The sequence below is a fragment of the Stenotrophomonas sp. YJH_SMC_122 genome, assembly GCF_059369535.1.
The window spans coordinates 557,966-571,890 of sequence record NZ_JCAFST010000001.1; the positions used below are offsets into that span (position 1 = coordinate 557,966).

At 65.4% G+C, this 13,925-nt stretch carries 13 protein-coding genes and 3 tRNA genes; 13 read left to right on the plus strand and 3 right to left on the minus strand.

The features are described from left to right. Nucleotides 1-233 precede the first annotated feature (233 nt). The 8 genes from ppnN to AC5P66_RS02620 all read left to right on the plus strand — a co-directional run bounded on the left by ppnN (nt 234) and on the right by AC5P66_RS02620 (nt 8,826). Nucleotides 234-1,622: a nucleotide 5'-monophosphate nucleosidase PpnN gene (gene ppnN, locus AC5P66_RS02585; RefSeq protein ID WP_049416387.1), complete on the plus strand. Its 1,389-nt coding sequence runs from the start codon at nt 234-236 to the stop codon at nt 1,620-1,622. A gap of 161 nt (nt 1,623-1,783) precedes the next feature. Next, on the plus strand, nt 1,784-2,299 hold the full coding sequence (locus AC5P66_RS02590) for a GspH/FimT family pseudopilin (RefSeq protein ID WP_049416384.1): 516 nt from the start codon (nt 1,784-1,786) through the stop codon (nt 2,297-2,299). Beyond that, complete coding sequence (gene pilV / locus AC5P66_RS02595; protein ID WP_495216071.1) at nt 2,296-2,769, plus strand: type IV pilus modification protein PilV; 474 nt, start codon at nt 2,296-2,298, stop codon at nt 2,767-2,769. Before AC5P66_RS02590 ends, pilV begins: the two co-directional genes overlap by 4 nt. Before the next feature lie 2 nt (nt 2,770-2,771). Further along, a complete protein-coding gene (locus AC5P66_RS02600; RefSeq protein ID WP_049416378.1) occupies nt 2,772-3,932 on the plus strand; it encodes a PilW family protein in 1,161 nt (386 codons plus the stop codon). A 2-nt stretch (nt 3,933-3,934) separates the two neighbouring features. Then, a complete protein-coding gene (locus tag AC5P66_RS02605; protein ID WP_049416375.1) occupies nt 3,935-4,450 on the plus strand; it encodes a PilX N-terminal domain-containing pilus assembly protein in 516 nt (171 codons plus the stop codon). A gap of 11 nt (nt 4,451-4,461) precedes the next feature. After that, nucleotides 4,462-8,208, plus strand: a complete 3,747-nt coding sequence (locus tag AC5P66_RS02610; RefSeq protein ID WP_495216072.1) for a pilus assembly protein — start codon at nt 4,462-4,464, stop codon at nt 8,206-8,208. Between the two features lie 38 nt (nt 8,209-8,246). Continuing rightward, nucleotides 8,247-8,669 (plus strand): type IV pilin protein, encoded by a 423-nt coding sequence (locus tag AC5P66_RS02615; RefSeq protein ID WP_049416370.1) that lies wholly within the window; start codon nt 8,247-8,249, stop codon nt 8,667-8,669. Between the two features lie 80 nt (nt 8,670-8,749). Then, nucleotides 8,750-8,826 (plus strand) — tRNA-Asn (locus tag AC5P66_RS02620). A 73-nt stretch (nt 8,827-8,899) separates the two neighbouring features. On the opposite strand, the gene AC5P66_RS02625 is transcribed toward AC5P66_RS02620, so the two are convergent. Next, on the minus strand, nt 8,900-9,472 hold the full coding sequence (locus AC5P66_RS02625; protein WP_495216073.1) for a GspH/FimT family pseudopilin: 573 nt from the start codon (nt 9,470-9,472) through the stop codon (nt 8,900-8,902). Nucleotides 9,473-9,564: 92 nt separating this feature from the next. On the opposite strand from AC5P66_RS02625, the gene uvrB reads away from it, so the two are divergent. The 3 genes from uvrB (at nt 9,565) to AC5P66_RS02640 (ending at nt 11,943) form a co-directional block, all read left to right on the plus strand. After that, nucleotides 9,565-11,589 (plus strand): excinuclease ABC subunit UvrB, encoded by a 2,025-nt coding sequence (uvrB, locus tag AC5P66_RS02630; protein ID WP_049412758.1) that lies wholly within the window; start codon nt 9,565-9,567, stop codon nt 11,587-11,589. A 106-nt stretch (nt 11,590-11,695) separates the two neighbouring features. Then, nucleotides 11,696-11,770, plus strand: a tRNA-Val gene (locus tag AC5P66_RS02635). 98 nt (nt 11,771-11,868) lie between these two features. Further along, a tRNA-Val gene (locus AC5P66_RS02640) sits at nt 11,869-11,943 on the plus strand. 126 nt (nt 11,944-12,069) lie between these two features. Here AC5P66_RS02640 and AC5P66_RS02645 read toward each other — a convergent pair. Then, nucleotides 12,070-12,372 carry a hypothetical protein gene (locus tag AC5P66_RS02645; protein ID WP_049415873.1) on the minus strand — a complete coding sequence of 101 codons (303 nt, stop codon included), beginning with the start codon at nt 12,370-12,372 and terminating at the stop codon, nt 12,070-12,072. 182 nt (nt 12,373-12,554) lie between these two features. Here AC5P66_RS02645 and AC5P66_RS02650 point away from each other — a divergent pair, with 182 nt between their 5' ends. Continuing rightward, a complete protein-coding gene (locus AC5P66_RS02650) occupies nt 12,555-12,695 on the plus strand; it encodes a hypothetical protein (RefSeq protein ID WP_167692840.1) in 141 nt (46 codons plus the stop codon). A gap of 96 nt (nt 12,696-12,791) precedes the next feature. Here AC5P66_RS02650 and AC5P66_RS02655 read toward each other — a convergent pair whose 3' ends face one another. Beyond that, nucleotides 12,792-13,076: a hypothetical protein gene (locus AC5P66_RS02655; RefSeq protein ID WP_049415868.1), complete on the minus strand. Its 285-nt coding sequence runs from the start codon at nt 13,074-13,076 to the stop codon at nt 12,792-12,794. A gap of 176 nt (nt 13,077-13,252) precedes the next feature. Here AC5P66_RS02655 and AC5P66_RS02660 point away from each other — a divergent pair, with 176 nt between their 5' ends. Beyond that, complete coding sequence (locus tag AC5P66_RS02660; RefSeq protein ID WP_049415866.1) at nt 13,253-13,924, plus strand: response regulator transcription factor; 672 nt, start codon at nt 13,253-13,255, stop codon at nt 13,922-13,924. Nucleotide 13,925: the final 1 nt, after the last annotated feature.

Sequence of the window (13,925 nt, forward strand, 5' to 3'; positions counted from 1 at the left end):
TAAACAGGAAACGGCCGGGGAAACCCGGCCGTTTTCCGTTCAGGCGAAAGTCCTTGCAGGGCGTGGGGCAACGGCGTAGCATCCAGAAATGTGCGCGGTGCCAACGCCGCCGATGCGGTCCCGGAAAGGCGGACGCGGGCAGCACTCATCCAACGGTCGGGCTTCCCGGCCGTTTTGCTTTTTAAGGGGGCGGCAGTACAGTCGGAAACCTTGAAGGAAGCGATAAATTGGATATGACCACGAACGAAAAATCGGCCCGTGCACTGCCGGTGCAGGATGCGCGGATCTACCCGCGCGGTGGGCTGGATGTGCTGTCGCGGGCCGAGGTGGCCCGCCTGCGCGATGCCTCCGCCGGCGGCATGCACGAGCTGCTGCGCCGCTGCGCGCTGGCCGTGCTGACCAGCGGCAGCGCCTCGGACGATCCGCGCGCCGCGCGCGATCTCTACCCTGATTTCGACATCCAGGTGGCGCAGCAGGATCGCGGCGTGCGGATCGATCTGGTCAACGCGCCGGCGATGGCCTTCGTCGACGGCGAGATCATCCGCGGCGTCGCCGAACTGCTGTTCGCCGTGGTGCGTGACCTGGCCTACATGGCCATCGAGATGGGCCCGGCCTACGCGGCCGAGCTGGAATCGTCCGAGGGCATCACCAATGCGGTGTTCGGCCTGCTGCGCAACGCGCGCATCCTCAACCCGGGCGACCCGAACCTGGTGGTGTGCTGGGGCGGACACTCGATCTCGCGCGACGAATACCTGTACACCAAGCAGGTGGGCTATGAGCTGGGCCTGCGCGGCTTGGACATCTGCACCGGTTGCGGCCCCGGTGCGATGAAGGGCCCGATGAAGGGTGCCACCATCGCCCATGCCAAGCAGCGCCGTACCGTGACGCGTTACATCGGCCTGACCGAGCCGGGCATCATCGCCGCCGAGTCGCCGAACCCGATCGTCAACCACCTGGTGATCATGCCGGACATCGAGAAGCGCCTTGAGGCCTTCGTCCGCATCGGCCACGGCATCATCGTGTTCGCCGGTGGCGTCGGCACCGCCGAAGAGATCCTGTACCTGCTCGGCATCCTGCTGCGCGAGGAGAACAGGGACCTGCCGTTCCCGCTGATCCTGACCGGCCCGACGGTAGCGGCGCCGTACTTCGAGCAGATCGATCGCTTCATCCGCCTGACCCTGGGCGATGCGGCGGCCGAGCGCTACGAGATCATCATCGGCGACCCGGTCGCGGTTGCGAAGAAGATGGCCAGCGGCATCAAGCGCGTGCGCGAGCACCGCCTGGCGCAGAAGGACTCGTTCTTCTTCAACTGGTCGATCGAGATTCCGTGGGAGTACCAGCAGCCCTTCGTACCCACCCACGAAGCGATGGCAGCGCTGGACCTGCACCACGGGCGTGCCCCGCACGCGCTGGCGGCCGACCTGCGCCGCGCGTTCTCGGGCATCGTCGCCGGCAACGTGAAGGAAGACGGCATGCGCCGCATCGAGCAGTTCGGGCCGTTCCAGATCCACGGCGACCCGGACATGATGCAGGCGCTGGATGCGCTGCTGCGCGCCTTCGTCGAGCAGCGCCGGATGAAGATCTCCGGCGAATACCAGCCCTGCTACCAGGTGCTGGCCTGAACCCGGGCCGGCGCGATGGGGATCGCGCCGGCACTGGCAGGGGAGGGCGGGTCGTCAAGCCTTTGACGCCCGTCGCCCCGGATTGACCGTTCATCCTGCCGCCGCTTGCCGGTGGCGGGGCGATGGCCCATCGTGGCCACCAACACGCTGGGGAGCGTCCAATGTCTTTGCGCCGGCAAAACGGCTTCACGCTGGTTGAACTGATGGTCACCATCGCCGTGGTGGCGATCCTGGCTGCGATCGCCTTTCCAAGTTTCCAGAGCACGATCCGTTCGAGCCGGGTGAGCTCGACCAACAACGAGGTCCTGGGCCTGCTCAGTCTTGCCCGCAGCGAGGCGATCCGCAGCAACCGCGGTGGCGGCGTCTGTGGAAGCAGCGACGGTGCCAGCTGTGATGGTGCCTGGTCGGGCGGCATGCTGGCCTTTGCCGATGCCAATGGCGACGGTGCGCTGTCGGCAGGTGAAACCGTCCTGCGCTTCGTCAGTGGCAATCCCAAGCTGAAGATCACTGGGCCGGCCACGGAGATCGCCTTCGACGGGCGCGGCCGTCGCCGCGCCAGCGCCGAGCAGGATGTACGGCTGGAGCCGGACGTCTGCAGCAAGGGCGCACTGCACAAGCGCACACTGACGGTGAACGCCTCCGGGCAGATCCGCAGCACTAAGGAAGCCTGTCCATGACCACCCGTACCTTCCGCGCGCGCCAGGCCGGGGGCTTCACCCTGCTGGAAGTACTGATCGCCATCATCGTGTTGGCGTTCGGCCTGCTGGGTTTTGCTCTCTTGCAGACCATGAATGTCCGCTTCGTGCAGAGCGCCAATTATCGAACCCAGGCCACCAACCTTGCGTACGACCTGACCGAGCAGATGCGCAGCAACCGCTTCCAGGCGGCCTGGTACACCGGCGCGTCGTTCGCGGCAGGCAGCGAGACCGCCGCCACCGCGTGCACCAGCGATACCGGCGACGTCTCCATTGAAAAGAAGATCGCGCGCTGGCAATGCCAGGTGGTGAAGGCGCTGGGCGACGATGCAGGCGCCGATGTCACCTTCAATGGCGGCGTGGTCAATGTGGCCATCACCTGGGGCGACCAGCGCTGGGATCCGGATGACCCGGACAAGGCCACCACCTTTGCATTGGCTACGGAGCTTTGAGCATGCGCCTGAACCGACGTGCCACCATGGCCGGCCTGTCGCTGGTGGAACTGATGATCGCCCTGGTAATCAGCCTGGTGCTGATGCTGGGGGTGGTGCAGGTCTTCATGGCCTCGCAGGCTGCCTCGCGCCTGTCCGAGGGGGCCTCGCGCGTGCAGGAGAACGCCCGTTTCGCGCTGGATTTCCTTGAGCGCGACATCCGCATGGCCGGGCACATGGGCTGCGTGAACGACCAGGCCCACGTGGTGAAGAACCAGGGCGATCCGGTATCGCATCTGGGTGCATCCTCGGGCGATGGCAGCCCGCTTGATTTCAGCGTTTCCATCCAGGGCTTCGATGCACCGGGAACCGCACCGGGCGGGAGGCTCGCACTCGGGGCGACATGGTCCGCACCGTCAGCGCTGCCGGCAGCGATCACCCGGCTCAGCCCTGCGCCGGCAGGCGGAAGCGATGTGCTGGTGCTGCGCTACCTGGCCCCTGAGGGGGTGCCGGTGACCGGCATTTCGTCCAGTGGCGGCAATGCGCTGCTGGACATGGACAGCACCCGGGTGGCCAGGCTCACTTCGGGGGGCGTGGCGGCACCGACCTTGTTCGGCATCGCCGACTGTGCCCATGCGGACATCTTCGCCGGTACGTTAAGTGCGGCACGTGTGACCGCGCCCTCGCTGGACCTGTCGCGCTATGCAGCGCAGCCGACCGGGCAGACGATGCTCTATCGCGCCGAGTCGATGGTCTATTACGTCGGCATCAATCCGGAGACCGGTCAGCCGGGCCTACGCCGTGCGCGCGCCAACAGTGCTGGCGCCTATGCGGTCAATGAAGAACTCGTGGAAGGCATCGAAAGCCTGCAGCTGCTGTATGGCCTGGACAGTACCGCCAACATCAGCCTGGGCACGCCGCCGGCCGGCAACATCACCCGCCTGGCCGCCGCGACTGGCGTCAGCAGCAACGCTAACGCTGCCGGTGCCGCGCAGTGGCTGCGGGTGGGGCAGGTGCAGGTGGGGCTGCTGGCACGCAGCCCGACGCCGTCGTCTTCGAGCACGCCGGCCAACCCGCTGTCGGTACTCGGCGTGGGCTTTGCCAGCAGTGACAGGCCTGACGGCCGCTACCGCTCCAGCTATGAAGTCTCGATTGCACTGCGCAATCGCCTGTTCGGGAACTGATCATGACGACCTTCTCACGTTCGTTCAGGCCCGCCTCCGCTCGCGCCCAGCGCGGCGCCGTGCTCTATGTCGCGTTGATCATGCTCATCCTGCTGGCGCTGCTCGGCATTGCGGGCATGCAGGTGGCCGGCATGCAGGAGAAAATGGCAGCGAACTACCGCGCCGCCAACCGGGCCTTCCAGAACTCGGAGGGCGTGGTGCGTGCGGCCGAACGCTCGGTGGAGAAAATCGCCAACCGTCAGGATGTGGGGAACGACAGCCTGGTGCAGTCCAGCACTCTGTCGCGGGTCTGCGATGACGGCTTCGATCCGGCCATCTGGGCTGAAAGCCACCGCAACCAGATGCGTCCTGCGGTCAATGTCCGCCAGATTGACAGCTGTGTGATGGGCGAATCGTCGCTCGACATGGGCCGTCCGCTGGAAGACGTCACGCCGATCTACCAGATCACCGGCTTCGCGACCGACGACGCCGATGCGAGCTCGTCGTCGGTTGTCATCGATACCGTATTCAAACTCTGAGGACGCAGGCCATGGCTTCGCGCAAATTCCGTTTCATGGCCGCAGGCGGCGCCGCACTGGCGCTCGGGGGGGGCTATGTCATCTACAGCCTGATGGCGGCCCAGGCCCAGGGCACGCTGGCGCAGGCGCCGCTGAACATCCAGGTGCAGACGCCGCCGGCCTTCCTGATGGCGCTGGATGATTCCGGCTCGATGCTGTGGGAAACGTTGAACAACACGCGCGATGGCGTGTACCGCTGGGATGGCAGTGGCTTCTACAACCAGGGTGCCGTCAACGGCTACGATGGGTCTGGGCAGCGCTACCTGTACGTCTTCCCCAGCTATGGACGCGACGACCAGGTAGCCATCCCGCCGCTCGACAGCTTCGGTTTCGCCCGATCGCCGGACGTCAACCCGTCCTACTACGACCCGCGTGAGATCTATCCTGGCTGGAAGACCGGCTTGTCCGATACAGCCCTTGCCAACTATCTGGACATCAGGGCGTCCAGCGCGCCGCTGGACCCGCGTCCGGGCAATGCACCGAACAAGATCGCCGGCGCGCTGGACCTGACTGTGGACTCGCTGTTGACCAGCATGGACACCGGCGGGCGGACCGGCGCGAACTGGCGCTTCCGCTTCCGTTCCGGCATGACGCTGCCGGTCGGAACCCGTATTGAGCGTGGGCGATGCAACCTGAGCGGTGGGGCTGTCCGGCAGGAAGGCTCGTTCGACAACGTGACGCGCCAGACTACCATCAGCAGCTCAAGCTGCGATGCTGCCGTCGCCTTCTATCCGGCTACGTTCTTCCTGGCAGATCCGTCCACGCTGCCGGCGGAATATGGGTACACCGCGGCTCCTGTTGCCGTTGCAAATCCTCCGGGCGGCCGTCCGGGTACGTTGTACAAGTACGAAATCAAGCTTGCGAACTTCGGCAACAATCAAGCGAAGTACAACGCTGCCATGCAGAGCTTCGCCAACTGGTTCAGCCTGTACCGGACGCGACGCGAAGCGCTGATCGGTGCGGCCACGAATGCGCTGTACGACACTACCAATCTGCGCGTGGGCTGGTTCCGTATCAATGGCCGCCGCGCGGTGACCATGTTCAACATGACCAACGAGCCGGAGAAGCAGCAGCTGCTCAGCCAGATCATCGGCGAAATGCGGGCCAGCAGCAGTACGCCCAATCGTTCCGCCGCACAGTACCTTGGCGAACAATTCCAGCGCACGGATCAGAACGCGCCGGTACTCCTGTCATGCCAGAAGAACGCGGGCATGCTGTTCACCGATGGCTATATCAATGAGTCCGGCAACACGACGCTGATGAAGGATCTCGTAGCGCCGTACTACAACAGTTCTCTCGTGCCGGGCAAGGAGACCAATTCCGTGCCGGTGCCGGCCGAGTGCAAGGGGCCGAATCCAAATCCGTCGCTGGATTGCAAGACCCACCTGCACATGAATTTCTACGGCGTGACGCTGGGCACGCAGGGCAAGGAGTTCGGCGTCCGGTACCTGCCGGATCCGCTGCGCCCGTGGGTGCTCAGCCCCGACCCGTACGTCGTCAAGCCCAACTTCCCGACGACGACGCAGGACCTCAAGCCTGAGGCCGTTGATGAGCTGTGGAACGCGGTCTATGACACCCGCGGTGAAATGGTCAACGCTACGCGCCCGGCCGAAATCACTGCAGCCATGCGCCGCATCATCAGCAACGTCGCCCAGGGCGCCACGCCGTCCGGCTCGCGTTCGCTGACCGGCGCACGCATCGGCGTCGGCTCGTTGTCGGTGGAGCCGTTCTACGAGGCCACCAACAACGGCACCGACTGGTACAGCAAGTTGCGCGCCTTCAAGCTGAGCGTCGAGCCGTCCACCCGCAAGATCGTTTCGGAAGAGGCCTGGGAAGCATCTGCGAAGATGCCGGCGCCTGCATCACGCCGCATCCGGTTCTGGCGCAACGGCGCGCTGGAAGACTTCACCGGCAGCAATGTCAGCCTGGCCAATCTGTGCACCAAGTCGTCGACGCTGTATCCGGGCATCCTGATCTGCAGCGCGTCCGAGCTGGCCGGCCTGACAACGGATTCCACCACGGCCGTGGCCTACCTGCGTGGTGAAACCTCCGGCGAGAAGCGCAACGGCGGCAAGCTGCGTGATCGCAGCACGGTACTGGGCGACATCATCACCTCCACCCCGGTGCTGAGTTCGCCTCTGGATGACTATGGGTTTGGCCGCCTCCCGGGCACGATGGGCAGCAGTTACGCCGCCTACATGACCACCAAGCGCAATGGTCGCCGCTACATGGTCTACGCCGGCGCCAACGACGGCATGTTGCATGCCTTCGATGGTGGCATGGGCGCCGACGGCCAGATGGACGCCGACGGTGGCAAGGAGCGGTTCGCCTACATTCCCTCGACCGCGTTGGGCCACATGGGCAACCTGTTGCTGCCCAACGACCCGACCAACCAGAACGCCCAGCGTTTCCAGCACCGTTACTACGTCGATGGCCCGGTGACGATCAGCGACACCTACGGCAGCAACGGGTGGACCACGTCACTGGTGGGCACGGCCGGTGCCGGCGGCCGCAGCGTGTTCGCGCTGGATGTGTCCGATCCGGGCAACTTCGGCGCCACCGGCTCCCTGCTGTGGGAGATCAGTGACCTCGATGCTTCGCTTGACGATGCTGTGCGCGCCAACATCGGCCATGTGCTGGGCAAGCCGGTGATCGTGCCGGTGAAGAATGCCGACGGTTCGATGGGCTTCAAGGCGATCTTCGGCAACGGCTACGAGAGCAGGAGTGGCAAGGCGGTACTGTTCGTGGTTGACATGGTGGCAGGCCGCACGCCGACCATCCGCATGATCGAGGCGATCGAGTCGGGTACCAACCTGCCGTCGGGCAGCAACGGGCTGGGCAACATCGTGGTGGTTGATCGCTGGGGCGGAACCGGGCAGAACGCGCAGGTGCGCGATGGCCTGGCCGATACGGTCTATGGCGCCGACAAGCGTGGCGTTATCTGGAAGTTCGACCTGCGCGGGACCACCGCGCCAACCGTACCGTTGTTCACCACCGATACCCATGTCGATCCCGCCGACCGCCGGACCTACCGTCAGCCGATCACCGGTGGCATGACGGTGACCACCGGACCGTCCGGTGGCGTGATGCTGATCTTCGGCACCGGCAGCTTCTCCTACTACGGTGACGAGAGCGATACGGCGGTGCAGGCGTTGTACGGTATCAACGACACCGCAGCGGGCCAGCCGACGACGACGCTGACCTCGGCAAACCTGAGCTCGTATACGGCCGAGATCGGTTCCGGCGTGCGGACATTGCGTGGCGGGACCGTGCCTACGGTCAGCCGCGGCTGGACCGTGGTGCTGGCCAACAAGGAGCGTGCGGTCGGTAATCCGAGGATCGTGTCCGGCGTGGTGTTCTTCCCGACCTATATTCCGTCCGACGCTCAGGGTTGCTCGGTGGACGGTGCGAACTGGTTGCTCGGCCTGCAGGCCAGCACCGGCCAGGCCGCGATGTCGCAGGTGCGCTTCGGAGCCCCCGACGGCCGATCGCCGGGGGCGGGTACGGCCGGCGTTGCTCTCAACACGGGCGGCAACGCGCCGGTGAGGGATGTGACGACGTCGGTGGTGCCGCGCCTGGCGCCGCCGGACAGCACTCCCGGCAACCCGCCGCCGCAGCCGCCCGGCGAGGCGTGCCTGATGCAGATCTCGGTGGCCGGTGCTGATCCGATGTACCTGCCGTACCCCTGCGGCCGTCAGTCCTGGAGGCAGATCCAGTGACCGGCGTCCATTCTTCCCCGGCAGCAGGAGCCCGTGCAATGCGCCAATCTTTCGCGGCGGGTCGTCTGGCCCGCGGTTTCACCCTGATCGAGCTGATGATTGTGGTCGCGGTCGTGGCAATCCTCGCCGCGATCGCGTACCCGAGCTACAGCGAACATGTGCGCAAGTCGCGCCGGGCCCAGGCCAAGGCCGACCTGGTCGAATATGCACAGTTGGCCGAGCGCTTCCATACGGTCAACAACACCTATGTCGGTTTCAAGTTCCCGGGCAATGCCGATTCGATCAACTCCCCGCGCGAGGGCGGCACGGCGGCCTACACTTTGTCCATGCAGACCGCGCAGTCGACATTCACCTTCACCGCCACCGCGGTCAACGCGCAGGCGAAGGACAAGTGTGGAAACTTGACGCTCAACCAGGCCAACGTGAAGACCGCCAAGACCACGCTGTCCGAGTGCTGGTGACACTGCTGGAAACAGACGACGCAAGCATGTGAACGGGAGTGTTGCACTCCCTGTTCGACGTGATTACAATGCGCCTCCCCGCCCGAATAGCTCAGCCGGTTAGAGCACTTGACTGTTAATCAGGGGGTCGTTGGTTCGAGTCCAACTTCGGGCGCCAGATGCTACACATCAAAGGCTTGTGGACTTCCGCAAGCCTTTTTTGTTGTCTGCTTGAGGGCGCAGGGCAACGTTCAGCAGGCTTGCCCGGCCCGCAGGGTGGACGAACGCGCCCGCCCACTGTTGCTGACGATGACCCGCGCGTGCTCGCGTCCCCGCACGCAGATTTGCAGTGTCAGGTTGCTGCCGGGGCTGCGGCCATCCGGCTGGAAATAGAGTTGCGGTCGCCCGCTGCTGCTGGCCGCACTGATCGTGACATCCGGGCGGCCGCCCTGATGCAGGACAATGGCATCGGCCGTGGATGGGGGCTGCCACGCGCCTGCGGCCCGGTAGGCAATCCAGCCCTGGCTCCAGTCGTCCCCGCAGCGCTGGCCGTCCGCGCTGGCGCAGAGGCCGATCAGTTCGCGACGCATGATGGCCTGGCTGCGTGCCGTTGCCAGGGCGGCCTGCAGGCTGAACCGGGTGGCTTCCGCGCGCTGGTGCAGCAGCAGCGCCTGCAGCGAGGGCCAGCCGGCGGCCAGCAGCACGGCCAGTACCGCCGTGACGACCAGGATTTCGATCAGGTGCATGCCGCGCGACGCGGCGCAACCGGAAGAGCGGGGAGGGCGCATGCATCCAGCCTCCGCGCCCGGCTGTGCGGCCGCCATCGGGAAACCCCGTAGCGTCCTGCCCGGCAGCCCCTCAGCCGGCCGTCACTCCTCGCCCCGTATACTCACCCTTCCCGGGAACTGGCAACACCATGAGCGACAGTTTTGAACTTGTCTCGCCGTATTCGCCGGCGGGCGACCAGCCCGATGCCATCGCGAAGCTGACCAGCAACTTCGAGGCCGGCATCGCCAAGCAGACCCTGCTGGGCGTGACCGGCTCGGGCAAGACCTACACCATCGCCAACGTCATCCAGAACATTCAGAAGCCGACGCTGATCATGGCGCCGAACAAGACGCTGGCGGCGCAGCTGTATGGCGAATTCAAGGCGTTCTTCCCGCACAACGCGGTGGAGTATTTCGTCAGCTATTACGACTACTACCAGCCCGAAGCCTACGTGCCGTCGTCGGACACCTTCATCGAGAAGGACAGTTCGATCAACGAACACATCGAGCAGATGCGGCTGGCTGCGACCAAGACCCTGCTGTCGCGCCCGGACGCGATCGTGGTGGCGACGGTGTCGGCGATCTATGGCCTGGGCGCGCCGGAAGACTATCTGTCGCTGCGCCTGATCCTGTCCAAGGGCGAGCGCATCGACCAGCGCGACCTGATCAACCACCTGACCCAGCTGCAGTACACGCGCAATGAGTACGAGCTGCAGCGCGGTACCTTCCGCGTGCGCGGCGAAGTGATCGACGTGTTCCCGGCCGAGTCGGACAGCGAAGCACTGCGCCTCGAACTGTTCGATGGCGAGGTCGAGAAGATCACCCTGTTCGACCCGCTGACCGGCGAGACGCTGCGCAACATGCAGCGCTTCACGGTCTACCCGAAGACGCACTATGCGACCACGCGCGAGCGGGTGCTGGCGGCGATCGAGACGATCAAGGTGGAGCTGAAGGAGCGGCTGGAGCAGCTGTACGCACAGAACAAGCTGGTGGAGGCACAGCGCCTGGCCCAGCGCACCCAGTTCGACCTGGAGATGATGGCCGAGGTCGGTTACTGCAACGGCATCGAGAACTACTCCCGGCACCTGACCGGCAAGAATGCCGGCGAGCCGCCACCGACCCTGTTCGACTACCTGCCGCCGGATGCGCTGCTGGTGATCGACGAATCGCATGTGACCATTCCGCAGATCGGCGCCATGTTCAAGGGTGACCGCTCGCGCAAGGAAACCCTGGTTGAGTTCGGTTTCCGCCTGCCGTCGGCGCTGGACAACCGCCCGCTGCGCTTCGAGGAATGGGAGGAGCGCTGCCCGCGCAGCATCTACGTGTCGGCCACGCCCGGGCCCTATGAACTGCGTGAAGCCGGTGACGAGATCACCGAACTGGTGGTGCGCCCGACCGGCCTGATCGACCCGGTGGTGGAGATCCGGCCGGTCGGTACCCAGGTCGACGACCTGATGAGCGAGGCCAACGCGCGCATCAAGGCGGGCGACCGCGTGCTGGTCACCACGCTGACCAAGCGCATGGCTGAAAACCTCACCGAGTACCTCACCGAACACGGTATCCGCGTGCGCTACCTGCACTCGGACGTGGATACGGTCGAGCGCGTGGAGATCATCCGCGACCTGCGCCTGGGCAAGTTCGACGTGCTGGTCGGCATCAACCTGCTGCGCGAAGGCCTGGACATGCCCGAGGTATCGCTGGTGGCGATCCTCGATGCCGACAAGGAAGGCTTCCTGCGCTCCACCGGCTCGCTGATCCAGACCATCGGCCGCGCCGCACGCAACGTGCGCGGCAAGGCGATCCTGTACGCCGACAAGATCACCCGCTCGATGCAGGCGGCGATCGATGAGACCGACCGGCGCCGTGCCAAGCAGGTCGAGTACAACGAAGAACATGGCATAGTGCCGCGCTCGGTGGCGCGCCCGATCGTCGATGTCCTCGAAGGCGCGCGTTCGGATGCCGCCGAGAAGGAAGCCAAGAAGGGTAAGGGCAAGGGCCGGGCGGGTGTGGCCGAAGAAGCGGCCGACTATCGTTCGCTGTCTCCGGCGCAGCTGGCGACCCGTCTCAAGGCGCTGGAACAGCAGATGTACCAGCACGCCAAGGACCTGGAATTCGAGGATGCCGCACGGGTGCGTGACCAGATCCGGCAGCTGAAGGAAGCCAGCCTGGGCTGAACGTGGCAGTGCAGCATCATCTTCACAAAAGTGTTGCGCTTCACGGCCCGCATCCGTAATATACGCGGCCTGCACCGACGCAATCGCGGAAATGCAGAAGCAAAACGGGCGGTTAGCTCAGCGGTAGAGCACTACCTTGACATGGTAGGGGTCACAGGTTCGAACCCTGTACCGCCCACCACGAAGTTCTCGGAAGAGGGCTGTCGTGAAATGCAAAGCCCGGCCCTGGCGCCGGGTTTTTACGTAACAAGGCCAGCCTTCGGGCGGCAAGAACACGATGGGCGGTTAGCTCAGCGGTAGAGCACTACCTTGACATGGTAGGGGTCACAGGTTCGAACCCTGTACCGCCCACCACCTGCTCCCGGCGTTGCCGGTGAAGTGGTGGAAACGATGAAAGCCGGCCCCGGGGCCGGCTTTTTTCGTTCCGGGGAGCCTGGCGTTCCCGCGAAGCTGCATCCGTGCCGGTTCAGTGGCATGAAATCAGTGGGTAATGCTGATCGAACGCTGGATGCGCCACTGGCCGTCGACGCGTTCCCACAGCTGCGCCACACCTACCCGGGCCAGCGCAGGATGAGGGCTGGCGCCAGTGTCGTCTGGCGATTGCTGGCTGCCCAGCCGCAGCACGCGGTCCTGGCGCAGGTGATAGAGCTGAAGGGGCTGCACTTCATGCATGGCCTGCCGATCCTCGGTGCGCAGGATCTGGCTGCGCAGGGCATCCTCGGTGGGCCCGCAGCCGTCGCCGAACAGGCTGGAGAACAGCAGGATCAGGGCAAGCATCGGCATGGCACGGTGCTCCAGCGGGAAAGTGCGTGCAGGCTGGCATGGTCGGCCGGGCACCGCAGCCGGCCTGCGACGAAGGCGGGGATTGGGCCGCCAAAGGCAGGCAGATGGCGATGAATCCGGGCTGCGCAGGCGTAGACTCGGCGCTGCTGCGCAACTGCGCCATTACTGCAAGGAACTGCCGCATGGGTGATCACGTCCCGGTGTCCAGGCCCAATCCGCTCCTGGAACACCTGTTCGGCGGCAACATGCTGGAAGGCACGTTCAAGGCAGTGATCTGGGTCGCAATCCTTAGCGCGCTGCTGGCGTGGACCACGCTGCGCTGAATGACGCTGCCGCGCCGGGCCTGCCGGGTTGCGGGTCCTGCTGACCCGATGACTCCCGCTGCCGCCGGTGCGGCGGCAGTGCCTGTGCGCGTGCCGTCAGGCGCTGAAGGCCTGGCGCAGGCTGCGCAGGGTGGCCTGGCGGTGTTCCCTGGCCGTTGGCTCGCCCATCTCCAGCTCCTGCAGGCGCAGTCCGACCAGGGTCATCGACAACGCATAGCCGTGTGCCGCGTCGGCAACGCGTGACAGGCCCACTGCACGGCGGGCCAGTGCATTCACATGTTCAAGGTCGGGCATCAGTCCCAGATAGGCGCGTTCTGCGCTGTCCAGGTCCGGTGCACGCAGGATCGCGTGGGCGTCTGCGGTGTGGGAGACGGAGGCCATGGGGGTCCTTGTCAGGGGCAGCGACAGCATCGTTCGGCCACGTTGCGGGTGATGGCTGCGCATGCTGAAGGGGCAACATTGTCAGAACATTGCGCCTGCAACCGCTGGCATGCATGGGCGCAAAACCATGGCCCCAGGCACTATGATCGGCAGCGTTTCCGGTAGACGAGTTCCTGATGCGCATCCTCCTGGTCGAAGACGATCCTGATCTGTCCCGCGCCCTGCAATCGGGCCTGGAGCGGCAGGGCGTGGTCGCCGACGTGGTCGGCAGCCTGGCCGAGGCCGCGCTCGCATTGCGCGAACCGGTGCACCAGCTGCTGCTGCTCGACCGCCAGCTGCCCGATGGTGATGGTGCTGGATTCGTCGCGTCGGCGCGTGCGCTGCGGCCGAATCTGGCGGTGATCATGCTGACCGCCAAGGGCACGCTGTCGGACAAGGTCGAAGGCCTGGACGTCGGTGCCGATGACTATCTGGTCAAGCCGGTGGCGATCGAGGAACTGATGGCACGCATCCGCGCCGTATCGCGCAGGCCTTCGGCGATGGTGACGCCGAGCCTGCGGCTGGGGCGGCTCGAGTTCGATTTCGAATCGCTGCAGGCACAGGTGGAGGGCCAGCCCCTGGCATTGCCACGTCGGCAGGTGCTGGTGCTGCAGGCGTTGGCGATGCGGCAGGGCCGCACGGTTACCCGCAGTGCCCTGGAGGCTGCAGTGTACGGGTTCGATGATGAGATCCAGTCCAATGCGCTCGATGCGCATATCTCCAAGCTGCGCAAAGCGCTGCAGCAGGCCGGGGCGGGGGTGGAGATCCACGTGATCCGCGGCGTCGGCTACCTGCTGGCGGAGGCCTGAG